The sequence below is a fragment of the Bdellovibrio sp. CKG001 genome (assembly GCF_055397465.1).
Genome location: NZ_AP029173.1, coordinates 364654 through 389343, shown reverse-complemented (window position 1 = coordinate 389343; position 24690 = coordinate 364654). Strand labels below are relative to the sequence as shown.

22 protein-coding genes are annotated in these 24690 nt (G+C 48.0%); 18 read left to right on the top strand and 4 right to left on the bottom strand.

Features of this window, described 5'->3' with window-relative positions:
- The first annotated feature begins 9 nt into the window (after positions 1-9).
- The 3 genes from ACZ50P_RS01940 to ACZ50P_RS01930 all read left to right on the top strand — a co-directional run bounded on the left by ACZ50P_RS01940 (position 10) and on the right by ACZ50P_RS01930 (position 2785).
- Positions 10-1077, top strand: coding sequence for a hypothetical protein (locus ACZ50P_RS01940; RefSeq protein WP_464133076.1), 1068 nt, complete (start codon positions 10-12; stop codon positions 1075-1077).
- Positions 1078-1132: 55 nt separating this feature from the next.
- Positions 1133-2167, top strand: a complete 1035-nt coding sequence (locus ACZ50P_RS01935; RefSeq protein WP_464133074.1) for a serine hydrolase domain-containing protein — start codon at positions 1133-1135, stop codon at positions 2165-2167.
- Positions 2168-2326: 159 nt separating this feature from the next.
- Positions 2327-2785: a hypothetical protein gene (locus ACZ50P_RS01930; RefSeq protein ID WP_464133072.1), complete on the top strand. Its 459-nt coding sequence runs from the start codon at positions 2327-2329 to the stop codon at positions 2783-2785.
- A 53-nt stretch (positions 2786-2838) separates the two neighbouring features.
- Here the strand turns inward: ACZ50P_RS01930 and ACZ50P_RS01925 are convergent, their stop codons facing one another.
- On the bottom strand, positions 2839-3651 hold the full coding sequence (locus tag ACZ50P_RS01925) for an EamA family transporter (RefSeq protein WP_464135160.1): 813 nt from the start codon (positions 3649-3651) through the stop codon (positions 2839-2841).
- A gap of 233 nt (positions 3652-3884) precedes the next feature.
- On the opposite strand from ACZ50P_RS01925, the gene ACZ50P_RS01920 reads away from it, so the two are divergent.
- Complete coding sequence (locus ACZ50P_RS01920) at positions 3885-4064, top strand: hypothetical protein (RefSeq protein WP_464119906.1); 180 nt, start codon at positions 3885-3887, stop codon at positions 4062-4064.
- Positions 4065-4174: 110 nt separating this feature from the next.
- Here the strand turns inward: ACZ50P_RS01920 and ACZ50P_RS01915 are convergent, their stop codons facing one another.
- Positions 4175-4807, bottom strand: coding sequence for a response regulator transcription factor (locus ACZ50P_RS01915; protein ID WP_464119905.1), 633 nt, complete (start codon positions 4805-4807; stop codon positions 4175-4177).
- 464 nt (positions 4808-5271) lie between these two features.
- Complete coding sequence (locus ACZ50P_RS01910) at positions 5272-6330, bottom strand: hypothetical protein (protein ID WP_464133070.1); 1059 nt, start codon at positions 6328-6330, stop codon at positions 5272-5274.
- 502 nt (positions 6331-6832) lie between these two features.
- Between ACZ50P_RS01910 and ACZ50P_RS01905 the strand changes: the two genes are divergently transcribed.
- The 14 genes from ACZ50P_RS01905 (at position 6833) to ACZ50P_RS01840 (ending at position 23488) form a co-directional block, all read left to right on the top strand.
- Positions 6833-7906, top strand: a complete 1074-nt coding sequence (locus tag ACZ50P_RS01905) for an outer membrane beta-barrel protein (RefSeq protein ID WP_464133068.1) — start codon at positions 6833-6835, stop codon at positions 7904-7906.
- 290 nt (positions 7907-8196) lie between these two features.
- Entirely contained in the window at positions 8197-10788 is a 2592-nt protein-coding gene (rnr, locus tag ACZ50P_RS01900) for a ribonuclease R (protein WP_464133066.1), read from the top strand.
- Complete coding sequence (locus tag ACZ50P_RS01895) at positions 10736-12337, top strand: ABC1 kinase family protein (protein WP_464133064.1); 1602 nt, start codon at positions 10736-10738, stop codon at positions 12335-12337. Before rnr ends, ACZ50P_RS01895 begins: the two co-directional genes overlap by 53 nt.
- Before the next feature lie 12 nt (positions 12338-12349).
- Positions 12350-13120, top strand: a complete 771-nt coding sequence (locus ACZ50P_RS01890) for a LysR family transcriptional regulator (RefSeq protein ID WP_464133062.1) — start codon at positions 12350-12352, stop codon at positions 13118-13120.
- Between the two features lie 161 nt (positions 13121-13281).
- Complete coding sequence (locus ACZ50P_RS01885) at positions 13282-13962, top strand: MotA/TolQ/ExbB proton channel family protein (RefSeq protein WP_464119896.1); 681 nt, start codon at positions 13282-13284, stop codon at positions 13960-13962.
- A complete protein-coding gene (locus ACZ50P_RS01880; RefSeq protein WP_464119895.1) occupies positions 13959-14408 on the top strand; it encodes an ExbD/TolR family protein in 450 nt (149 codons plus the stop codon). The genes ACZ50P_RS01885 and ACZ50P_RS01880 overlap by 4 nt, the downstream gene beginning before the upstream one ends.
- A gap of 5 nt (positions 14409-14413) precedes the next feature.
- A complete protein-coding gene (locus ACZ50P_RS01875) occupies positions 14414-14911 on the top strand; it encodes an ExbD/TolR family protein (protein WP_464133060.1) in 498 nt (165 codons plus the stop codon).
- Positions 14908-17868, top strand: a complete 2961-nt coding sequence (locus ACZ50P_RS01870) for a tetratricopeptide repeat protein (protein WP_464133058.1) — start codon at positions 14908-14910, stop codon at positions 17866-17868. Before ACZ50P_RS01875 ends, ACZ50P_RS01870 begins: the two co-directional genes overlap by 4 nt.
- Positions 17865-18146, top strand: coding sequence for a hypothetical protein (locus ACZ50P_RS01865; RefSeq protein WP_262554450.1), 282 nt, complete (start codon positions 17865-17867; stop codon positions 18144-18146). Before ACZ50P_RS01870 ends, ACZ50P_RS01865 begins: the two co-directional genes overlap by 4 nt.
- Positions 18147-18154: 8 nt before the next feature.
- Entirely contained in the window at positions 18155-19387 is a 1233-nt protein-coding gene (locus ACZ50P_RS01860; protein WP_464133055.1) for a TonB family protein, read from the top strand.
- A 12-nt stretch (positions 19388-19399) separates the two neighbouring features.
- Positions 19400-20416 (top strand): hypothetical protein, encoded by a 1017-nt coding sequence (locus ACZ50P_RS01855; RefSeq protein WP_464133054.1) that lies wholly within the window; start codon positions 19400-19402, stop codon positions 20414-20416.
- The gene (locus tag ACZ50P_RS01850) at positions 20416-21159 is read left to right on the top strand and encodes an outer membrane beta-barrel domain-containing protein (protein WP_464133053.1); all 744 of its coding nucleotides are present in this window, start codon (positions 20416-20418) and stop codon (positions 21157-21159) included. The genes ACZ50P_RS01855 and ACZ50P_RS01850 overlap by 1 nt, the downstream gene beginning before the upstream one ends.
- Complete coding sequence (locus ACZ50P_RS01845; protein ID WP_464133051.1) at positions 21156-22223, top strand: tetratricopeptide repeat protein; 1068 nt, start codon at positions 21156-21158, stop codon at positions 22221-22223. Before ACZ50P_RS01850 ends, ACZ50P_RS01845 begins: the two co-directional genes overlap by 4 nt.
- Complete coding sequence (locus tag ACZ50P_RS01840; protein WP_464133049.1) at positions 22220-23488, top strand: hypothetical protein; 1269 nt, start codon at positions 22220-22222, stop codon at positions 23486-23488. Before ACZ50P_RS01845 ends, ACZ50P_RS01840 begins: the two co-directional genes overlap by 4 nt.
- Here the strand turns inward: ACZ50P_RS01840 and ACZ50P_RS01835 are convergent.
- Positions 23472-24623, bottom strand: a complete 1152-nt coding sequence (locus ACZ50P_RS01835; RefSeq protein ID WP_464133047.1) for a hypothetical protein — start codon at positions 24621-24623, stop codon at positions 23472-23474. The genes ACZ50P_RS01840 and ACZ50P_RS01835 overlap by 17 nt on opposite strands.
- Positions 24624-24690 lie beyond the last annotated feature (67 nt).

Genomic DNA, 24690 nt, shown 5'->3' with positions numbered 1-24690 from the left:
GAGGTCACTATGAAAAACGTATTGTTGGCATTGATTCTTTTATCTTCAACCCAAGCCCATGCTTGGGGCGGCCGCGGGCATGATACCATTTGCCGTGTGGCTACGTTCCTGGTGAAAGAGCCAGGCTTGAAAGAATACCTGCAGCACAAACCCCAGATGATGGGTCACCTGTGCAACATGCCGGACTTCTATTGGAAGAGCCTGGGCGGTGACGCTGCCAAGCTTGGCAACTCCACACATTTCATCGACATCGAAGTGATTGGTTTGGACGTCAAAGACATCACTGTTGATTATAAAAAACTGATGGCCGACTTCACCGGTAAACCGAACAAATTCAAAAACGACGGCACCACGATCAAGTCCATTCCACAGGAATTCGGTTCCTCCTGGTGGAGAGCCGACCAGTTCATGCGCCATATCGCCAGCCTGAAGGATCAATTCGCAGCCGCGAAAGCTCCAACCAACTTCAAAGAGGAACAAGACAACGAACTTCCTTACAACAAACTGGCTTACGACATGGTGGTGTCCATGGGCCTGATGGGTCACTTCGTCGGTGACAACTGCCAGCCGTTCCACACAACGGCTGATTATGATGGCTACGCCGCAGGTCATGGTGGCATTCACGCTTACTTCGAAGATCAGGTCGTGGGTCAATTCGATGGTGATTTGGATTATCTTGTTTTGAAATCCGCTCGAGCGATGAAGAACCCTTCGTTCCTAAAACCAAAGACCGCGATCGAGAAGATGAAAGTTTTGAGTGTTATTTCCAACAACGAAATTCCCAAGCTTTTAAAACTTGATCCCGTGATCAAAAAATCCACTTTGGTAAAAGAAAAAGGGATGGAGCTAAAAACAGCGGCCGAAAGAAAGCCCGCTACTGAAGCCTTTAAGAAAATGAAGCCGATGATCGTGACCGAGATGGCTCGCGGTGCAGTTCTTCTGGCAGCCTTGTGGGACGAAGCTTATGTTTCCGCAGGCAAACCCAAAATTGGAGCTTACAAGTCCTACAAGTATCCTTTCACTGTGGATTTTGTAGCGCCGGACTATATTGATGTCCCGAAAGCTGAAACCAAATAAATTCTATTCTTTGACGGTGGACAAACCACCGTCTTTCCCGATGAAAAGATCAGTTATGAGTCTAAAAAAAATTGCAGATTATATTGGAACAACACTGATCTTTTCCTGGGTGGCCCTGCAGTTTATTTCCTGCGAGCCTCAAATCTCACCGACCACCGAGGCGGAACTGCCTCAGAAAATCCAATCCCTCTGGAATGACCTTAAAGCTAAAAACCTTATATCGGGATCCATCCTGATTCAGCAGGGTGATCAGGTGCTATTTCAAGATGGACCGCAGGATCTGCAGTATGCGGTTTCCAGTATTTCCAAATCGCTTGTCGGTTGGAAGTATTATGAACTTTCCCAGCAGGGGTTAAACCTCAACACCCCGGTCTGCCACTGGCTGCAAAACTTTTGCAAGGATTCCCTGAAGTCCATCACCGTTCAGATGCTCTTGGATCATAAGGCAGGATTTGGACGCGACCTCAGCTTTGTTCATTTCTTAAAAAGAACCGTCAACCCGGACTGGAGCATCGAAAATATCGACAAACTTCCCCTGACTGCCGATGATCTGAAGAACCCGCCCGGCCGTCAGTTTCTATATTCCAACTTCGGCTATCTGGTTTTATCCCGCTTGCTTGAAGTTATAAGCAGCAAGAACTTCGCTGGGGTTATCAAAGATGTGGCGGAACAATCCGCCATGAGCGAAACTGATCTGATTGCAAAACACGACATCATTCCCATCAAGTTGCTTCTGCCCTACACTCGATGGCAGACCAGCTTAGAACTTGAAACGATCCTGTATCGATCCGCCGGCACCGGTGGCGTGCGGTCCTCAACCCGAGATCTGGCGAAGCTTTTGGGGACTTTCCAAAAAAAGGACTTTCAGAAGATTTTCACGGAGCCCCAAAGCTACTATCGCCATGGCTGGGTTCGCTCCCAGGACACTTCCTATAAAGCCTACTGGCACAATGGGGCTTCTCTGGGAGCTTACTCGTTGATGGCTCTGATCCCTGAATCCGATCTTCGTATTGTTATTCTCACAAACAACTTTAAACCTGCGAAATTCTGGTCACAACAGGCAGAACAATTCGAGCTGCTTTTCTATTAGGGGCCCGCGTCTCATCCTGAGAATGGCTCCCTCGCTGTATGCCGCTGTTAGGCCTCTGTCATATCTCTAGACAACCCCGAGGCCTCCAATTCCTTTCCAAGCGGGCACGTTGCTCGCATTCATTCTGATTGGAAGAAAATTCCTAAAGGAGAGAGAGTTATGAAAAAGAAGATTGTATTGGCAATGGCCGTTATCATGGTTTTGGGTTCTGTTAAAGCAATGGCGGAGGATTACCATAGCATCAACATGGAAGGAAAACTCCAGGCTACAGAGGCAGATGCCGCTGAAAGAGACGACTTTCAAATGGGCTTCAATCAAGACAAGTGGGATGCCGCTGAACTGGATTCAAATCTCATGACTATTAATTCCAAAATTCAAGAGCTGGAAAAACTGCAGGATGAACTAAGCGACATGGAAAACACCAATGGTCTTCTGAGTGCTATAGGCCAGACGGTCACCACCGCAACTGAAATTCAAAAGGAAATCGCAAAATCATCCGACTTGAAAAAGTCGCGCCAATTAATTCAGGAGCTGAATAGTGAAATCAACAATTTCAAGAATCAGCACCCTATCTATAATATTCGCGGCATTAAGAAGCACGACGAACTGACGTACTAATCAGACAAATAAAAAAATCCAAAAAGCCCCGGACTTAAAACACGGGGCTTTTTTTATTTACCGCGTGCTCGCGCGGTGACGGTGCTGCCTGCAGAGGCGATCACGATACAAACAATGGCTGCCCACTGCACCGGTGCCAAGGTCTCTCGTAAAAATACTATTCCTATAACGGTCGCAACCACGGGTTCCAGACTCATCAGGATGCCGAAAGTTTTTGCTGGCATGTCTCGCATCGCCTTCATTTCCAACGAATACGGTAACGCACTGGAAAGGATCGCGATCGCTATCCCCATAGGCCACAAAGAAGGATTGGTGACCTGTTCAAAGTTCGTAAACAACCCCACCGGAAAAGTCACCAAAGCCGCAAAACACATTCCCACGGCCGCGTTGGCAGAAGAAGACCCTTCTGCATTCCCCACTCTTTTTCCGAAGATGATGTAAAGGCCCCAAAAAGCTCCTGCGCCCAGGGCCAGAACAACTCCGGTCAGGTCCAAGGCCTGGGACACTTCGGATGTCGGCAGAACCAGATAAATTCCCACACCGGCAAGCACCGCCCAGCACAGATCCAAAGCGCGCTTTGAAGAAAACAAGGCCACGGCCAGGGGGCCAGTGAACTCCAACGCCACAGCAATGCCCAGGGGGATGCGCTCAAGAGCAAAATAAAACAGCAGATTCATAAAGCCCAACGAAATTCCGTAGGCGGCTAAAGACTTCAGGCGCTGACCAGAATAACTTTCTTTCCAGGGGCGCATCACCAGAACCAGAATCAACGCCGAGATAAACACGCGCAAAGCCGTGGTGCCCGCAGGCCCTGCAACCGGGAACAGACCCTTGGCAACAGAGGCTCCAAACTGAATGGACAGCATCGCGATCAAAATGAGACCGATGGACTTATAAAGAGAACTCACCTGGCAACTCCGTCACTTTTCTAACAGGGCGCGCGCAATCTAGGGCACGCTTTGGCACTGCGATCTCACACTGAGAATGAGCCCTTATAAGTGCTTGAAAGCTCGTTGGCAAATTCTCATTCCAAAACGCGAGCTCTGGCACGGTCATAGCATTAGGGATATGTATACCGCGTATCGCAAAGGAGTACAAAATGACATTCGCTAAGATCTTCACAGCAGCCATCATCACAGTCACAGCAACAATGTCCTTTGCAGCTACAAAGTGTGACAGCAAAGTGAATGTAGGTCGTTTTGCAAATACGAATCCTCCTGCAAAATTCACTCAAGTTGCCAAAGATGTGAAAACGACGACCAAAGCGGGCGTTCGCTAATTCACAAAGATCTGAACAAACCCCCGAACCCCAGGTCTATCCCCCCCCAAGGCCTGGGGTTTCCCCTTTTAAAGCAAAAGCCTCTCTGTCGAGAGGCTTTTTTATTTAAACTAGATATTCAGAATGTAGCCAGAGCCGTGGACCGACGACAGATGGTCCTTCAATTCAGGGAACTTGCGTTTCAGATTATACAAGTGAGTATCCAGGGAGTTTTTGGCCACATGACGACCACCCCAGATATTCTTTTCGAGCTCTTCCCGAGTGATCAACTGGCGTGATTTGGTATAAAGCGTTTCCAATATGATGTACTCAACACGAGTCAAAGAGCAGGAGCGCCCTTTGAAACTGGCACTTCTATTTAACTGATTTAAAATCAACGAAGAACTAAACCAGTCAATGGCCCGCAAGCGGCTGTTGAGTTCTTCTTCCATGATGGGTTTTTCAATAAATCCACTGACACCATAGTTGATGGCATTGATCGCCATCTCCTTGCTGGAATGGCCGGTGACAATAATAATATGAGATCGAGGATGAGCGCTGCGGATGACCGGAATCAGATCAAAGCAGGTTTTTCCATCCAGATTGTGATCAAGAAAGAATAAATCCCATGACCCCTGACCAAGGCACTTCAAAGCCTCCTCATAGGAGTGCGCACACTGGATTTCGCCAATATGACTGAACTTCGCTTGGAAAAGCAGTGCAAAGTCCTTGTTGTCATCAACAAGAAGTACTTTCTTCTTCATGGCTCCTTCTCACGTTCTATATTACCACTAAAGAATTGATTCAATTTGCTGTGTTAAAGCAGTGTCAAAACTAAACTAACATCAACTTACCTGACAGACATTAGAAGAGTTTTATTCATACTTTGAATTGAGTATTTCTTGAGTTTTTCAGAAAGAATTTGAAACCATCAACCACTAGGGGACCCACTTCAGGATTACGGATTTCAGCCAAATACGACCATTACTTCAGTTTGCTGCTCGGTCGCCCATAATTTGCTTAAATACAACAACATCAGCAAATGACTAACAACATAATCAAGCACGTCGGCCTTATGTGCGTGAACTAATTTTTGCGGTGATGAACCAGGACGAGGTAGCGAAGCTGTTTGATAAGGCTTTAATAAGCTTGCAGGAAGATCATTAGGAAATAAAAAAAGCCCAGGGGTTACCTGGGCTTTTCTCTTCTCAACTTTTAAGACTAGGTCTTAGAAAGTGTAAGTGTAAGCAACTTGAGAGAAGAAGTTGTCAGAGTCGATTTTACCACCAACTGTATCAGAGAAGGTAGCGTCGATCATGCTCTTACCGAACTTGATACCAGCGCCTGCTGCCATTTTAGTAGAATCAAGATCTTCTTTGTCGCCGTCATTAGCGCCACCGGAGATGTCTTTAGTTTCATTCAGGATCACGTTTTGAGCAACGGATGCACGAAGAACCAACCAAGAAGCTGCGTTAGCTTCAACACCCATGTAAACTGGCAAAGTCATAGACTCAGATACATCTTTAGTCTTATTAGAAGCCAATTCTACACCGTAGAAGAAGTTACCTTCGTCAGTTTTAGCCAAAGTGTTAACCATACCAACTTTGTAAGAAGTCTTTTCGATTTCAGCTGCTGCCAAAGCGCCGCCGCCTTCAACTTTAACAGTTTTGAAGTTACCGTAAACTTCCATCTCTGGAGATACATGGTAACCAACTGTCAAGCTAGTCAAACCTTTGGATTCAACACTGTCAGCGCCATTTTCAGATTTGCCAGACAAACCTTGAACCAACTCAACATCCCAAGTGCCATCAGATAGACCAAGAGCCAAACCGGAAGAAGAAACTTTTTGATCAGCACCGTCGTCTTTACCATTGGAGTACTTCAAAGTAACACCGTAAGTCCAGTCAGACATTTTACCAGCGTAGAACAAGTTCAAACCATTCTGTTCTTTAAGGAAAGTTCCTGGAGTACCAATAAGAGTGTTAGCTTGATCAACTGCTGCAGAGAAATCAGCAGAGCGGCGACCGAAGTAAACACCGAATGCAGCTTCATTGTGACGCTTTACAAAACCGCCTTCTGCGTGTGGGTTTACTGCAACCGTATCACCAGTTTGACCCCACTCGATAGTTGCTTGCTCAGAAAGAGCCAAGAACTGGTAAGGTCTGTCAAATGCAGTTTGGAAATCTACAAGGTGACGAGAGTTAGCCAAAGCCTCAACGCGTGCCTTAGAAGCCATCGCCATTGGAGCTGCCATTGTCAAAGCTGCTACTACTAAAAGTTTTTTCATTGTTGCATCCTTTCGTTTCGTTGCAATCGTATGATTTCTTTTAAATCCATTAAAAGTTTTAATCGAGTACACAAAAAATGCTAATGAGGACCTAGCCCAAGATCAACAACAAAAATTTTCGATACGTTTTCACCGCACTGAAAACTTCATCAACGCGATTCATCTTGTGACCTTCCGAACACAGCACTTTGCGACCATCCACCTGTGCGACAGAAGCAAAGTTTTTAGAACAATTATTCCACTCAAACTCGCGCCAGGAGCGGGTTTGACGGGATCAACTTGAAGACCATTTTTTCAAAGCCGCCCAAGGTCCGGTGGCAAATAGGACACTGTTTGAGGTCCAAAAAAGATTTGAAAAATGACAATTGACGCGAAATTTCAATTTCGTCATGCCACGCTAGATCAAGGTCTAGCTTTACAATGTTTTTACGTTACACAACTGGACCTAGGTCTTACCATCTTTTGGTTCCCAAAACATTCACACTATATATAAGGAGCTACTTTGAAAAAGAATGTACTGATCTCGGGTCTATTAATTTTGTGCAGTTTCGGCGCGCAGGCCGCTGAAATCTCTGGTCTGACCGTGAACGGAGAAGTCGCCTTCGACTTTAACTTCCTGTCCACGAAGAGCACAGCGATGCAATACACTGATGGAGTTAGCAATGAAGCTTACCGTTTGCGTAACGCTCAGATCCTGATTAGCAAAGAAACTGATCAGATCTATTTCCTGACTCGTTTGGCGTACTCGCCTACTTCGTACATTTCAGAAGTAGAAACCCCGGCAACACCTACAAATGCCAAATCTTCCACAAACAACTTCGGCGCCCTGGAACAGGCAGAGATCTTCTATAAGCCAATGCAAAATCTTTATGTTGGTTTCGGTCGTTTCCTGACAACGATGGGTTACGAATCACTGATGAAGTATGAAAATGCTTTCTACACGACAACCATCGCATACCAAAGCATCGTGCCAGGTTACGGTGAAGGTTTGCGCGCGAAGTACATTGCGGGTGACTGGTTGACAGGAACTCTTTCCACTTACAATCAAGCTGCTTACGGCGCTTTCGGTGAAGACTACACACCAACCAAAACGACCGAGCTTTCTTTCACTGGTAAAATCGCTGGCGACTTCACGTGGTTTGCTGGTTACTACCTAGGGACAGACAAACCAGATGCTACAAAGGTTGAAAAATCCTCTTCCAGCGTCTGGGCTTCTTATCAAGTCACAGAAAACATGCTGGTGGCTTTGATCTATGATTCATACACAACAAAACCGGATGGCTCTGGCACCCACTGGGCTGATGCAAGTACCGCTTTGATCACCTATGGTCTGGGTATGAACAACTTGGCCCTTCGCTATGAAATGGTCCGTGGCACAAGCACGATCGGCAAATATAGTGCAGGAGAAAAAGTCGACTCTCTGACGGTTGGTGACAAAATCGTTCTTAACGAAAACCTGAATGTTTATGTTGAGTACCGCATGGACAAGGCTGATGAAAAAGTATTTGTAGACGGCGATGGAGCTCCTACAGATACGGCAAACATCATCACTTTGGGCGCATTGGCTCACTTCTAATCTGTATTTTAAAGGCAAGGGAGCCCGCCTCCCTTGCCATCTAAGTCACCGAAAGCACTCGCTTTAGCTCGAATTTGCTTTCTTCACCAATCTACGATATCTTTATTCCACATATCTCTTAGAAAGACTTTCGATAAAGTCTTATCCAGTTTCTAAGTTTCATCATCTGTTCAATCACAAGTCATTGCTGACATTAACAGGACTTCGGCGTCGCATTTATCGCCCAAAGATTCTCCTTTTCGCCTGCCTAACTTGTGATAATCTTTAATAAAAGGAAATACAGCCTGACAATGCAAAAGAAGAAGATCCTCAACGGCACCATTAAAAGACATCCTGACGGATTTGGTTTTTTCATCCCCGACGACAAAGAACACCCTGACGTATACATCCCCCGCCATTCCATGGAAGGCATCATGACCAACGATAAAGTGGCCATCGAGGTTTTCCCGGAAAAGGGTGGTGAACGTTTCCGTGGCGAATTGGTTCGAGTTCTTTCGCGTGGAACCAAAACCGTGGTGGGCCGTTTTTACAAAATGAACGAACGAACCGGCGCCCTTCGCGATGAAGGAAAAGGCTGGGGCCAGGATTTAAAAATCAAACTTGAAGATTCCATGGGCGCCAAAGACAAAGAATTGGTCGCCGCTGAAATCACCAGTTATCCGGATGACGGCAAACCTTTCACGGGTAAAGTCACAGAAATCATCGGCAATGCACTGGACCCTTTGACTGATATCAAACGGGTCATTCGTGCCAACAATATTCCTCTGGAATTTTCAAAAGCGACGTTAGAAGAGGCCGAACACTTCGGCGAGCTTCCTGATGAAAAGGACTTCCAAGGACGTCGTGACTTGCGCGACAAAGCTCTGATCACCATCGACGGTGCGACGGCAAAAGACTTTGACGATGCCGTTTATGTTGAAATGACCAACGAAGGCTTCTTGCTTTATGTGGCTATCGCTGACGTCAGCCACTACGTCAAAATCGGCACCGCGATTGACAAAGACGCTTATGAACGCGGAACTTCCGTGTACTTCCCGAACTATGTTGTTCCCATGCTTCCAGAGGTTCTAAGTAACGGACTGTGCTCTTTGAATCCTCATGTGCCGCGCCTGTGCTTGGTGGCCGAGATGCTGATTGACTTCACTGGTGAGCTGGTAAAATCCGACTTCTATGAAGGAGTCATGGAAAGCAAAGCCCGTGTCACCTACGGTGAAGCCCAGGAGATCATTGACGGCAATGACATCGAAAAGCACCGTCACGTCAAAGAGCATATCTTAAGACTTTATGACCTGGCGAAAATCCTGATGGCAAAACGCTTTAAGGAAGGCTCTCTGGATCTGGAAATCCCGGAAACAGAACTGGTTATTGATGGCGCCGGAGTCCCGGTCGACATTCAAAGGTCTGAACGCCTGTTCTCGCACCGCTTGATCGAAGAAATGATGCTGGCTGCGAACGTGGCCGTGGGTAAGTTCCTGGCCAGTCGCAATATCCCGGCTCTTTACCGTATCCACGAACCGCCAAATGAGATGGCGATTCGGACTTTGGAAAAGTATCTGGAAAACTTCGGCGGAAAAACCAAACTGGGCACTGGTAAGTTGCAAAAGCGCCTGACCAAAGCTTTGGAGGAGTTTGAGAACCGTCCGGAATCTCAGATCCTGAACATCTTGACATTGCGATCCATGAGTCAGGCAAAATACAGCATGAACAACGTCGGCCACTTTGGACTGGGTTTTGAGTTCTACACTCACTTCACCTCCCCGATCCGACGTTATCCCGACTTGATTGTGCATCGTTTGATTAAAAATCAGGTGATGCCAAATTCCCGTTATCGCCTGATGAGCGAAGATGATCTTTCGACAGCGGGAACAATCCTTTCCGCGGCAGAGCAACGCTCGGTGAAAGCCGAACGTCAGGTTCAGTCCATCAAAAAAGCCCGCTTCATGGAAAAATTCGTGGGTCAGGAGTTTGATGGCATGATCAGCTCCGTGGCGAAATTCGGAGTGTTCGTGCTACTTCGCGAATACGACATCGACGGTCTGGTTCGTCTGGATGATCTGGGCGGTGATCGCTTTGAGTTCGACGAAGAGAACCTTCGCCTGGTCGCAAAACGTTCGGGCTTCTCCTACAATATTGGTGACAACATCCGTATTCAGGTGGTGGCGGCTGATCCCGAGCAAGGACAAATCAACTTTGCGCTAGCCGGGTTGGACAAGGATGAACATGACGAACAAACCAGTGCGGAAAGATCTGCGGCAGCGGTTTTAAAGAAACTGCATGCACAGAAGCGCCCGAAAGATCATATTGCCCGCGGCAAAGAACGCCATGAAGAACGTCATGCGGATCGTTCTGAACGCAAAGGCCGATCAGAACACGAAAAAGACCGAAAACACGGCAAATCCAAAGACACTGGCAAAAAGAACTTGCGCGAGGAAGGCCCTGATCGCTTCAAGCAAAAGAACAAAGTTCAGGAGCATGGAAAATCCCGGTTCTTCGGTGATGTTCGCAAAGATGCCCCGGAAGGAAGTTCTGAAAAGCTGCGTAAGGTTGAAAAGCAGTACAATTTGAAACCACGTCAGCTGGATGAAGAAGACAAGAAGGGCCCCGACAAGACTTTGCTCGAGATGATCCTTGGTCCAGAGAAGTACCGTGAGCAGCACCAGGGGGAAGCCGCGGACAAACCAAAGCTCAGCAAAAAATTGATGTTTGCCGAACAGTCTAAACTCCGGGATAATAACGATTATTCGGAGAAGAATAGTGACAGCCTTAAGCACCGGACGCCAGATCGGAAAGACTCTAAAAAACGCAGCAAGACTCAGAACGATCGTGGGGGTGTTCGCAAAGCACGGCTTTCATCAGGTCGCGGAAAAGGTAAAGCTCGGTAAGTTCATTATCCAAAGACTCAACGCAAGCTCTGATGTTGAAGACCTTTCAATGCCAGAGCGTATGCGGATGAGCTTTGAGGAGCTGGGTCCCACGTTCGTCAAACTGGGACAACTGCTTGCAACACGTCCCGACCTTGTTCCCGAAGAGTATGTCGCTGAATTCGAAAAGCTGCATGACCGTGTTCAATCCATTTCATTTGAAACTGTCGAAGCCGTTCTGCGCGAAGAGTTCGGCAACACCCTTTATCAGAAATTCGAAACCATAGAAAAAGAGCCCCTGGGTTCTGCCAGCATCGCCCAGGTGCACAGGGCCCGTCTTAGCACCGGCGAAGATGTCGTTATCAAGGTTCAACGCCCCGGCATTATCCAAACGATCAATGATGACCTGAATGTCCTGTACCTGTTGGCTGATTTGTTGGTGACCTATATTCCTGAAACCAGATCCTACAATCCCGTGGGCATCGTGGATGAATACTTCCGCACTTTGGAGCTTGAAACCAACTTCGTGGTTGAAGCCAACAACATCCGCCGCTTCCAGGAAAATTTCGCCGGGGATGAGAACATCAAGATCCCCAAAGTCTATCTGGATCTGACCACCGAGCGTGTTTTAGTGATGGAAGCCCTTCCCGGTGTTCCACTCAGTCATGAATCTGCGCTGCTGCAAGCTGGGATCAACCCCGAGGAAGTCATTCGCCGGGGGCTAAAAGCCTACCTTAAAATGGTCTTCCAGGACGGTCTTTTCCACGGGGACCTGCATGCCGGAAATTTCTTTGTTCTTCCGGAAAACAAGATCGGTCTTATCGATTTTGGGGTTGTTGGTCGATTGAACTCCCGCACGCAAGCATCCATCGCCAATATGCTTCTGGCTTTGTCCCGTGAGGACTATGAACGGCTGGCTTACGAATATGTCGATCTGGCACCTTTCACGGACCGCGTGAACGTGGACATCTTCGCCAAAGATTTGCGCGAACTCATTGCACCTTATTTCGGATTGACGTTAAAGAACGTCAATCTGGGGAAGGTTCTGATGCGCTCCTCAGGGATTGCGGCCCGTCACCATATCCAGGTTCCAACGGACCTGATGCTGTTCTTTAAATCCATCGTGGCCATTGAAGGCATGGGACGCAAGATCCACAAAGACTTCGACTTCCTTCAATATTCTTTGGAATTTGCCGGCGAACTGGCCAAAACTCATTTTGGTCCGGACAAGTTGATTCACGAGATGTCACAGATGGCCCGGGAATCCAAAAACTTCCTGAATTCGCTTCCCAGACAATTGAACTTCTTCCTGCGCAAAGTAAACAGCCCCGATCATGCCTTCCGTCTGCATGTCGGTGAAATCAAAGAACTGAAAAGATCGGTGGAGAGCTCCTCGAATCTGCTGTTTTTGGCGGTGATCATTGCGGCATTGATTCTCAGTTCCTCGTTTATCTTTGTTCACCCTACCGGAAGTAACGTCATGGGCATGCCAACAATGAGCTTCATCGGCTATGTGATGGCGGCTTTACTGGGCATGCTGGCCTTTTTAAATTATATCAGAAAACCTTAATGCGGAGACTTGATGCAACAGTTGTATTATGAGCTGAGCGTACTGGCAAAAGCTGTGAACTTCAAAAATCTGTCAGCAGCGGCCCTGCATGTGGGTTTAAGCCAACCCCAGCTTTCCCGTATTATCGCAAAAATCGAGGACGAGCTGAAAATCGTTCTGCTGGATCGTTCGGCCAAAAGAAAATCCGGATGGACCAGCGTGGCCTTTCAGCTTTCAGAGATCTTTGAAAAGTCCATCCGTCGTTTGGAAACTGAATTGCAGGGTATTAGCAACAACCAGATGGTGGCAGAACTTCACATCGGAACCCTGGAGGGTCTTTCCGACTTTGCCCTGAACGCTTCTCGACTGTGTTTTGAAGAAGTGGGCGTTAAAAAGATCACCTTGGATATCTTCGATCTGAACGAACTGGAAGCCAATTTCCTTTCCGGAAATCTGGATTTGATCTTCACCTCAAAACAACCCGGTCGACAGAAGTTTAAATATCTGATGGAGCTGGGATTCCAAAGACTGGAGTCGATTGAGACCTCCAGAAAGTTCAATGTGCTGAGCACCTTTGAATATGGAAGAGCCAACAAAAAGGAACTGGAACAGTTCCCTCACCTGTTTGTTTCAAATTCTTTGGCAATTCGTCGTTCCTGGTTTGAACTGAACGGCGGCACTGGGCACCTGCCCACCGAAGCCAAGCGTGGCCGCGCCAAAGACGCTGAGCCCGTTATGATGATCGGCTCAGAGCTGTTAAGCCCCATGCTATGGGAAAACATCACAGCCGCAATTGAAGAATAAAATTAAAGGCCGGGCAACCGGCCTTTTTCAATAGTGACACCCTAAAACGTCACCTCCGTTAAATTAATGCACAGTCTGATCCTTTAAAGCCTCGTAATGAGACGCTGGGCTCTGGCACCCCCCTTGCTCTTAAGGGTTCGGATTCTTTTAACGGAGGACTTATGGAATTCCTATTGTCACTTGGTCGTGGTTTTACTTCTTCAGACGCTTTCTGGATGTGGGCTATCTTGGCTGCTCAAGTCGTGTCTGTAGCGATTATCGCTGAGCGCTCTATCGCTCTTTTCGTCAATCGCAAGATCAATCAAAAAGAGCTTTCTAAAGCGATCGCTGAAGATATTAAAAGCGGTAACTTGGACAAGGCTCTTCGTCGTTCCCTGCAATTGAGCGCCAAAGAGCCATTGGGTGTTGTTGCCTCTGCGGGTATTCAGGCCGCTATTGATATGGGTGGCAAAGAAGAAATCCAACTTAAGATGGATGAAATTCTTCTTGAGGAAAACACTCGCATTGAAAAGCGCATTGGCTTCTTGGCGATGTTTGCCAACGTGGCAACCCTGATCGGTCTATTGGGTACCATCACCGGTTTGATCCACTCTTTCGCGGGTATTGCCAACGCCAACCCGGTTGAAAAAGCGGCGATTCTTTCCAACGGTATCTCTTTGGCGATGAATACAACAGCTTACGGCCTGTTGGTTGCGGTTCCTGCTTTGATCATGTACGCGGTTCTGCAAAACCGTGCTTCCCGTTTGACGGAAGATCTGAACAAAGCCGCGTTGAACTTGTTCATCCAGTTGGGTTTCCACTACGCACCGGTATCTGACAAGAAAGAAAGATCTCTTGTATGAGCCACAAGAAAGAGTTGAACTTTGAAATCAATATCCTTCCTATTCTGGATATCCTTTCCGTCCTGATTTGTTTTCTGTTGTTGACGGCGGTGTTTGTTCAGATCGGGACTTTGGATACAAAGCAGGCCATTGGAGACAACTCCACAGCCGGCGCCAAAAATCCCCCTTCGCTGTGGGTGACGATGGCTGCTGACGGTGGCGTTCAACTCTCTTTGCGAGATGTTCCTAAAGCCAAAGTCCTTGAATCCCGCATTGGCAAATCCACCAAGGGCGTAAACTGGGAAGCTTTGGAAGGAAAACTCAAAGCGCTTCGCGATCAGTATCCAGATCTTAAAACAAGTGTTGTGCGTCCAGAGGCGAACACATCCTATGGCGATGTGATCCGCGTAATGGATCAGCTTAAACAAAGTGCCTTTGAAGGCGTGGGCTTGTCCCCGCTGGGGTAGGAACTATGAAAAAGACATCCTTTTTGGAAACTTCCACAGCCAAACGCTCCCCAATGAAAGAAGCTCTTGCATTGGGTGGCGGCGGCAAAAAACAAAGTCTGCTTCGTCGTGATCTGGCTTTGGCGTTGCCGCTAACCTCACTGATCGATGCGTTTTCGATCATCGTGATTTATCTGCTGATTGGAACTCAAAACGGCGGCATGGAAACACAAATCCCATCTCGCATCAGTCTTCCAACCGCCAATCATAGTCAGGGTGTCGAAAAGGTGGCTCCGATCCTGCGCATCGAAAAGGGCAATTACTTCCTGGATGACAAACGAATTGCTGCGCGTGATCTGACTGACAAGCTAGCAGAAATCAAAAAGAACTCCGAGGAAAAAGACCTCGAGTTGATGATCCAGGCGGACACAGAAATGAAATACGCCGAGCTGGATCCTTTGATCAAAGCAGGCTCTCTGGCCGGTATCGAAAAACTTAAATTTGCTGTGGTGCCTGGAAAATGAAAAATCTAAGACGAATCACCATTCTCAGTGTTGTTTGCCTCGGAGTATTGAATGTTCGTCTTGCCCATGCTGACAAGATGAACTCCGGAACTCAGGACCTGGTTATCCAGAAGATGGAACGGGTCCTGTCTGCCATCGGCAAGGAAGATCCATCTTGGGTTCCCACCCAACAACGTTTGGCCGATCTTTTGGCTGAACGTGCCCGTGACCGCTTTATGACCGAAGTGGAGGCAAACTGCGACGGTTGCAAAGGCTCCAAAGCCGACCGTCAAAAAGCCATTGGCATTTACGAAGAGCTTCTTCGTCAGGTTCGTCTCAACGAACACGGTCCGATCCTGTTCCAATTGGCCCATCTGTATGAAATGGCCGGTCAAAATGACAATGCCATTCGCCTGTTTGAACAAATCATCAAAGAAGCCAAGGCCAAAAAGATCAATCCTTCCATCGTGTCCCGTTCTCACGCGGCCTTGGGTGATCTTCTTTTCCAAAAGAACAAATTCGCTGAAGCTCGAAAAAACTACGTGATTGCGCTTAAAGACGACAAATTGGAAAATCGTGCGCTGGTCACCTACAATATGGCTTGGTGTGATTTCAACGAGGAAAAGCTTTCCTCGGCCATCACGATCATGGAAAACCTTCTTAGAAACAAACACCTCATCACTCGCGACACCGAAGAGGGATCTAAGTATGATCCTGTCTTCCACGCCGATATCATGAGAGATCTGGCGACGTTCTATTCCCGTAAAGCCATCAATGACAAAGAAATCAATGAATTCGAGTCTCTGGCTCCTGCTCAAAACCGTAAAGAGCTGATGTTCCACTTTGCCTCTGAAGCCGACCGCCTGGGACAAAAGCAGGCGGCGCACAAAATTTTAAATCGTTACTTGGAACAACCGGATCTAACCAAAGAAGAACGCCTGGAGGCTTTCGTTCGCCTGGCGCAGGTCAACTACGACCGTGGACAGACCACTCAATCGACGCAAGACTTCGCCAAAGCCGCTGCTGCTTTCAAGAACACCGGCTGTGAAGAATCCAAGTGCGAAGAGCTGCAAAAAACCATGAAGCGTTATGTAACAGAACTTCACCGCTCCAAGAAATTGAAGCCGGATCAGGATCTTCTGAATGCTTACTTAATCTATAACAAGACCTTCCCTCCGGATATCGAGATGGCGAACCGTGGTTCCCAGATCGCCATGGATATGGCGAAGTACCCACTGGCTATCCAGATTTATCGCAGCATCAGCGAAAGCCGTTCTTTCTCTGAAAAAGAGCGTGAAACAGCTTTGGCTAATGAAGTTTCCGCAGCAGAAAAGTCCCAGGACCTGAAACTGCGTCGTGAGGCCTATCTGCACTTCTTGAAATACTCTGATGACGATGCCAAATCTTTCGAAGTCCGCTATCAGCTGGCATATCTGAGCTATCAGGAAAAAAATTTGAAAGAAGCCGCCTTGGCATTCAACAAACTGGCGTTGGATAAAAAAGGCAATACCGATCTTCGTAAGAAGGCTGCGGATCTCTCTTTGGATGCCGCTGCTCAACTGAAAGATGAGGAAGTTCTGCAAGAGTGGGCCTGGGAATACTCTGAAAAGTTCCCGGCTCACAAAGTTGAATTTGCAACTCTGGCTCGCAAGGCCCTGATGAATCAGGTGGCTGCTGTTGCCAACAACCCCAAATCTTCCACTTCAGAACATTCAAAACTTCTAAAAAAAGTTCTGACGACAGACGTCTCTGGTGCGAAGGCCGAAGAAAAAATTCTGTTTTATAACAACATCAGCGTTCTGGCAAAAAAGACTGGTGAAGACTCCACCTACGTTCAGGCGACCCTGGCACAGATTGCGATGCCTGAAGTTTCTGCGTCTCGTAAAGATGAATTGCGCGAACAATTGGCTGCTCACTATGAAAAGCATCTGGACTTCAAGAATGCTTACCGTATGGCATCCCAGGTTCAAAACTCCAAGATGTCCGAAAAAGAACGCGAGTTCCGCCTGGGCACCTTGGCGGATCTGGCTGATTTGAATCCGGAAAGGCACTACAAATCCGCCTTGAAGGCAGGCCTTAAAGGTGAGCGCGCTTTGGTGATGAGATCCCGTTTGGTTCTGTTGTCCTCCAACCCGGTCAAAGAACTTAAAGTGCAAGCCAAAGAGCTGAAGGCAAAACCAGATCTTCTGAATGAAACAGCTTTGCTGGTTTATGCGCGCACCCTGGATAAAAAGGGTTTGAAATCCGTGTTTGAGATGAAAGAGCTTCGTCATAAATCAGCGGCTCAGTTCTTCCAGAAGCAGGACTTCTACAATAAAGTGGGCCAATTCCATCCAACGATTGTCCGTCACCAGTTGAACGCAAAGAATGATCGTACCGTGCAAAAATCCATTCAGGAGCGCATGGGCCTGACAGCGAAAGCGGACAAACTTCTAAGCGAATCTGTGGCCCTGAAAGACATCACAGCCCAGCTGATCATGTTGAATATAGTGGCCTCTGAAAATGAGCGCCTGGTTCGTGATCTGGCGGCTTTGCCAATGCCTAAAGGTCTGAGCCCGGCAGAGCAAAAGCAGTATGTTGATATCCTCAAAGGCCGTTCCAAGCCTTATCTGGTGAAGGCTAAAACAGCTCGTCAGAAAATGGATGAACTGTGGGCAAGCTCTCCCGCTTTGGCGCAACTGGCGAATGAATACAAGATGGCTCGTCCGGAAATTCAGAAGCTTCTGCTGCGTGAAATGCAAATTCTGGAAGAGCTGCCAGGCCGTGGTCGCATGAAAACGGCTGTAGCCGACGCTTTGGACAGTTCTTCATTCACGAGAAAAGATCTGGTTTCTGCACGTAAATCCGTGTCTGAAAACCCGTCCAATGTGCGTGACCTTGAAAACCTGAAATACCTAGAGACAAAAATGGGCCACCCTCTGATGCCGTCTTACCTGGAAGCCCGTTTAAATCAAATTCAGAGAGGAAAAAGCCTATGAAACAGGTGATTTTTCTGGCCCCCCTTTTGCTATCTCTACTAGCGGTACCAGCTTCTGCGTCTCAAAAGGCGACAGGAGCGAATAAGGTGAAAAAAGAGCAAAGCCATAGGCCCAAACTCGGCACCTCGTTCAAATTTGATGGCAGTGCCCTCAGAGGTAAGTACCAGAGTTCGTTGAACACCAAAGCAACCGTTGAGAATGACAAGCTTCTTGAGGATCTGCTGGGTGGTCGAAACCGGTTCGATGACAAAATCGACCAAGACGAGAAAAGAAACTAGGATTGAATATGAGTACTGCAAAGCTGTTAATTCTTGAAAATAGGTTGGGACAAAAGGTCCGCACCTTTGCCGTGGACTCTGAATCGCTGAATATCGTGTACTTGAAAGACAGTCGTCGTATCGAAGCGGTTTCCAACCTTCAAACTCTTGAATCCAACGAGATCGAATACCGTCTTTTGCAAACCATTGATCTTTCCCAGATGAACGAACAAGGCGTTGCCTTGGAAGGCCTGGGGCATCTGCGTCTGGCAGCCAATGGAGTGCCTGCAAACAGTCCGACCTATCAGCTTTCCGAAGACCAGGACGACGAGCAGCTGAAAGTGGTTCTGAAGAAGACCACCTTGGCGCATATCGCAGCCGTTCTGAGTCTGATGATGGGAACCTGGATCTGGGCTTCTTATTTCTCTAAAAAAGAAGAGCCTACTCTAGTGACGATCGTTCTTCCCAAAGAAGAGCCCGCTCAAAAAGTTCAGGAGCCTCGCGCCCACGTGAAGGTCTCTCAAACCAAAATCAAACAGACCAACAAAGTCTATAGACCCAAAGCCCAAGCCAAGCTGAAAACAAAACCCTACAAGGTGAACACAGCCAAAGCCAAGGACGTCAGCCGTATTGGTGCGTTGGCTGCTTTGGGTGGCACACCGAAAGGCACTCGTGGTTACGAGGGACTGAATAACAACTCTATGAAGGCCATCCGTTCTGCCGGCGTGGGCAGCGGCGGTGGCGGTGTTGGTTCCGCAGGCCGTGGTGGCATCAAAGGTTACCTTCCAGGTAACGGCTTGATCGCAGGTTCTGCTGGTGAAGGCAGCGGTCGTGCGCAAAGTGCGGGTGGCTACGGCACGAAAGGTGTTGGTGGTGGTCGCGCCGGTTACGGCAAGATCTCTTTGGTGGGTGGCACTTCGGCTGTCAGCTTGCCATTGGATGAAGAAGCCACTGTCGAAGGCGGTCTGGATCGTGACCAGATCATCGCGGTCATCAATAAAAACAAGGGTCAGATCATCTACTGTTATGAAAAGGGTCTTCAGGCACAGCCATCCATCGGTGGACGCGTGGCCGTGGACTTCGTGATCGGCCCGGCGGGAAGAATCACCACTGCGAAAGTGGCTCAGTCTTCCCTGGGATCTCGTATGGTTGAAAACTGCATGCTGCAGAGAATGAAATCATGGCAGTTCCCTCGCCCTGTTGGAAATGTAAATGTTGACGTTCTTTACCCATTTGAACTTATGCGCGTGAGCAGCCGCTAAGAGAGGTACAAAATGAACTTTCTGAAAACCACTATTCTGACCGTTCCAGTGACTTTGATCCTTGCCGGTTGCGGTGATTGGAAGAAGGATCCTGTACCAAATTCGACTCTTGAAACTTTGAGAAAACACTCTCAGGATGTGATCACTCACGGTCCTGACAAGCCTCGCGAAATCACCAACACTGTTGTGGTTGAAAAGCCCAAAGTCGTGGTGAAAGAAGAATCCACTGTTGACGAAAAGTTCATCGTGATCACTCCGGATGCACAAATGACCTTCAACGAAGGTCAGGAATCTTCTTTCAAAGTTTACGCACGTGTTCTTATTCCGGGCGTTCAGATCAAGTTGACAGCTCAAGGTCTGCCTGAAGGTGCGACACTGGAAGCTTCTGAAAAGGAAAAAGATCTTTATATTCTTAAATACAACCCGGCTCTTTACACTGTGGCATCCACAGCCAACATGAAAGCTGTGAATGTTAAATTCGTCGCTGAGGTTGTTTCAGCCACAAGCCAGAATGCTGACAAGCTCAAAGGCCTTGTGCGTGAAAAAGAAACGACTTTGTTCGTGTTCAAAAACCAGGAAGCTCCGTCTGAATTGAAAGTGGATGGACTGGGTTCTGAAGTGATGCAGGGCCTTGAAACTGTCTTTACCGTCACGGTGAAAGTACCAGGCATCGACGGCCGCAGCCAGCAGAAGCCACGTCTGGTTGTGAGTTATGATGGTGTCAGCTACACAGCCGGGAACGATTTCCTGGAGCTGGATGGCTCTCGTCACGTGATTGCTGATTCAAAACAAAAAGATCCTGAATACCTTGGGGACTCTCGCTGGAAGTTCAAGTTGGTCTTCGACACAAAGAAGATCACTGTGCAACCACAACTGGCGAAAGATGGGACATTCATGGTGAATGCTAATGGGGTGCGTGTTCGCCTTAGCTTTAAAGTTTATGGTCCAAATGGACTGTCAACTCCAGAATCCCTGACTCAGTTGAAAATTCGTTTTGCGCCTGAGCAGGCTTCCCAAGGAGCCCAATAATGAAAACAACACTTAAGCTTCTTTCTCTTTCCGTTATCGCCGCCGCCTTTATGGCGTCTCCTGCGATCGCGGCTGGCAAGGCCTCTGCAAAGAAGGCCACTTTGGCTGATGACATTGATTCCCTGGGCGGAAATCAGGAATTGATGGAAATGGCTCAAAACATCAAGTCCCAGACACGCACACGCATCGTACAGGACCGTATCGTTGAAAGACGCAACCGGGTTGAGTTCGGCGTTTCTTACGGCAGCGTTTTCGGTGGTGACTCTTACGTAAAAACCCAGTCTTTGGGTCTGGCAGCTGATTATCATGTCACTCCCCGCTGGTCTTTGGGCGTTCGCTACTATGATTACGGCAACAAACTGACCGACGAGGGTCAGCGTATCTTCGATCAAGCCAAAAAGAACTACGAAGCCGGCGGCCGCGCCTATGCGGTGGATATCGATTATCCGGAAAACGCTGCCATGGCCGTTGTGAACTGGTACCCGATTTACGGTAAAACCAGCTTCCTGGATATGGGTGTGACTCAGTTTGACCTTTACTTGTTGGCAGGTGGTGGTCAGATGACTCTTTCCAGCGGCACAACCAGCTTGATGACAGCTGGTGCTGGTGTGGGTGCCTGGATCACGAAACACATCTCAGCCCGCGCCGAGATGAGATATCAAACTTATAAAGATCAGCCTGTCACAGGCTCCAGAACTCTGGACACTGTTGTGGGCTCTTTGGGAATCGGATTCATTTTATGATCTCCCGTAGCTTGTTTTTTAAGAACATTCTTATCGCTTCTTTGCTAGGCACGGCGTCCGTCGCTGGCGCTGCAGAGACGCTTGTTCTAAAGAACTGGGGTCAGTCTTTTGAAAAAGCCCTCTCCGCCAAGGACAATGCCACAGCCTTAAAGCTTTTGGATTTCAAGACTCTTGAAAAAGAGATTCTGCCGAAGTGTGTGGATTGCTCAGGCAAAGAATCCATGAAAAAAGCCCGTTTGGCTTTTGCCAAGGGTCAGTTTGACGAGTCCTTGAAGCTTTACAACCAAATCCCCAAAGGCAGCGACTATTGGTTTGAAGCCGTCGAAGAAAAAGGCTGGGCTTATTTCCGTAAAAATGATTCCGAAAAAGCTCTGGCACAGACCAAAACTCTGATCAGCCCGCAGTTTGGTGAGGTTGTTAATTCAGAGGCTTACTTCCTGCGTTCTCTGACTCAATTAAGAATCTGTGATTACAAAGGTGTCTTTGAAACTCACGAAGCCTTTAAGGAAAGACAAAGAAACCGTATCCTGGAAGTTCAAAAGCTGGCTGAAACCGGCATGAACGAATCCTTTGCCAAGGTTCTGTCCAAGACTTTGAACTTCCCACTGAAAGCCTCAGAAGTTGCGGAATCACTGCTGACACTGCCGGTTCTTTACTATAAGGATCTGGATCTTCAGAAGGAAATGCTGCGTTTCAAGGTTTCTGAAAAAGCATTGGAAATCCTGAAGGACCGCAACACTCAGCCCACTTTGCAGTCTCAAGTTGCCAAGATCCAACAGGAAAGCTTTGCGAAACTTAAAAACCGCATGAAGCAGCTGGCAAAGACTGAGTCTGAAGCCAACTTCCGTATCGTTCAGAAGTTGAATTTGATCGAGGTTGAAGCCATTCAAAGAATTCACACCGACATGAAACTGGCCCAAGAGCTTTATTCAAAAGGCGACTTCCAAAAAACAGGCGAAGATCAACTGGTCTTCATGGATGACGGTCGCCCTTGGATTGATGAACTTGATAAGTACGACGTGGCAGCCAAAACCTGCCCGCAGAACATCAGGAGGAAAATGTGAAACAAGTCATTGCCCTTTGCATTTATGCTTCTGCTTTGATGCTGGTTGCGGCCTGCAGTCCGGAATCCAGCGGCATTATGGCGCAACAACCCGAAGTTCCACCGACTCCTGTGGAAATCCCTCAGTATGAACACGTTGAGGAACAGAAATTCACGTGGATCACTGAAGATGGCGGTCAAAGCCAGCTGGATTTCAACCCGCAAGTGGACATCCTGTTTGTGACTGACAACTCTGAAAGTATGAAGTCGGCCCAGGAAAACCTGTTACGCAACTTGGATCGTTTTACCAACGGCATTAACAAGAATGCGATGATCGACTACCACATTGGTGTGATCACAACTTGGGACAGTTCTGAACGTTTCGCAAAAACAAAAAAGGACTCCTTCCAGATCGGCGAACTGCGCTACATCAAGGATTCCAAAGGTCAGTCCTACAACAAGCGTTATGTAACGAAGAAAGAAAAGAGCATTTTGTCCTCTTCTTTGAACGTGGGTGTTGCGCCTTACTCTCAGGGCGGTCCTGAAGACGAAGAATTCTTTGCTCCCCTGACGGCCGCTTTGGAAAAGTCGGGTCGTGGTGGTGTCAATGAAGGCTTCTTCCGCCCCGAAGCGCAGCTGGTAGTGGTTTTCCTGACGGACGCTGATGAAATCAAAAACTCTCGTATCACCACAGAGCAAATGGCTCGTACACTTTTGGACTTCAAAGGCGGTAAGGCGAACAAGCTGTCCGTTTATGGCGTTCTTGTGAAGGCCAATGACGCTGACGAATACAAGGACTGGGCTTTGCGTATTCATCCGAAATACAACCCTCAGTGCTTTGACATGACTCAGAAGACACCAAAAAACAACGGCACTTGCAAAGGTTTTGGTCCTGAAAAGCTGGAAGAACTGATTGTTCTGGCCAACGAGGAAAAAGGATCTCCAGAAACCATTAAGTCAAAATACATTGTCGGCATCGTGAACAAGAACTTCGGTGACGATCTGGCGCGTATCGGTTCTGATATCACCAAAAAAACTTTGGCGAAAGAGATCTTCCTGAGCCAGCGTCCTCGTGTTGACAATGGCGTATTACAGGTTCGAGTTCGTTACGGCACGCCGGCAGAACTTAATGCGGGCCGTGGCCAGATCATCCCGAACAAAGTTGCGGGCGGTTGGGCTTATGATCCGGAAAACAACTCGGTCCGCCTGGGTGGCGACATCGAGTACAAGTATCAGGAAAATGCCCGCTTTGCGGTGGATTTGATTCCTCTTACTCTTGCGCAGTAATTCTGTTGATCAAGTCCGCCACCTCGGCGGACTCGTTGATCGTTCTTTGGCTGATTGCCACGTTTCGTCCGAAATATCCAAAAGCTCTGATCTGGTGAGTGTTCCACACTTCAGGGCTCATGTTGCCAAGATTGTATTTGGCGTTGGCATAGATTTCATGAGTCCACAGTTGATCGACTTTAAGTTCCGGACGTTTATTCAAAACCCATTGAATAGCCGGTTGAGCCACGTGACAACTGACGCAGTCCATGTTTTCCGGGTTGAAATTCTTGGGATTTTCCACGCGGAAAGCAGCCCGCACCTCTTTACGAATCAACTCCTCTGTCCCCGGCTCATCCAGGCGGATGGATTCTCCAGCCAGGTTGCTGAAAGTATCCGGCCCTTTCGGTGAAGGAGCAATGCCCCCGCCCGCAAAGTGATCTTGAGTAACCGCCAGATTTATAAAGGACTGCGCCTTGCGATCTCCCAATCGAGGCACTGACAACATTTGCAACTTGCCACCCTCCGTGGGTTCGAAGCCCGCAAAGGCCCACATGTCAGCATTCCCCCGCAGCACCATGGCGGTCACACGCGTAAAGTTTTCGGCGCCAGCGTACTTCAGAATAATTTTATTAAATTCAGCAAAAGCCGGGGCTGCATCCCCTTGCTGCTTCCACGCCGGGTGCACCTGCAATGGCAGATAGGTCGTATTCACTGAGTGTTTCTTTTTCCACGCCGCCAGCTCTTTCAAAAGACCGTCAAACTCCCAGTCCTGCAGAACATAGAAACTATGCAATGCGGCATCCACAGACTGGATTTCATCACGACGGGATAATTCTATCGGCTGCCACACAAGGCGAATCTGACGCTGGCAAGACTGAGGCGTTGGCAGAGGGAAGCAAGGATCAATACGAACACCCACCACACGCAAAGTAGTGTTGACCTCTTCACGGCTGCGATCGATAGCCAGGACCGGAATCTGATTTACAAAGGATAGGGGCAATAAAGCTCCACCGCGGGCGGGGCTTTCCAGCTTCAGCAAAGAATCTTCGCCCACTTTGTTCGGCAAAGGCATCAAATAAGAAACGTCATTTAAATCCCAGGCTGCCTGAGCCTGAAGCACCATACTGCAAAGAAAAGCCGCAATGAATTTCATAGACTTTGTACGTGCCTTGCGGAAGGCCCCAATTCAACAATATTCGCATTACTCTGGGCGGCATTTG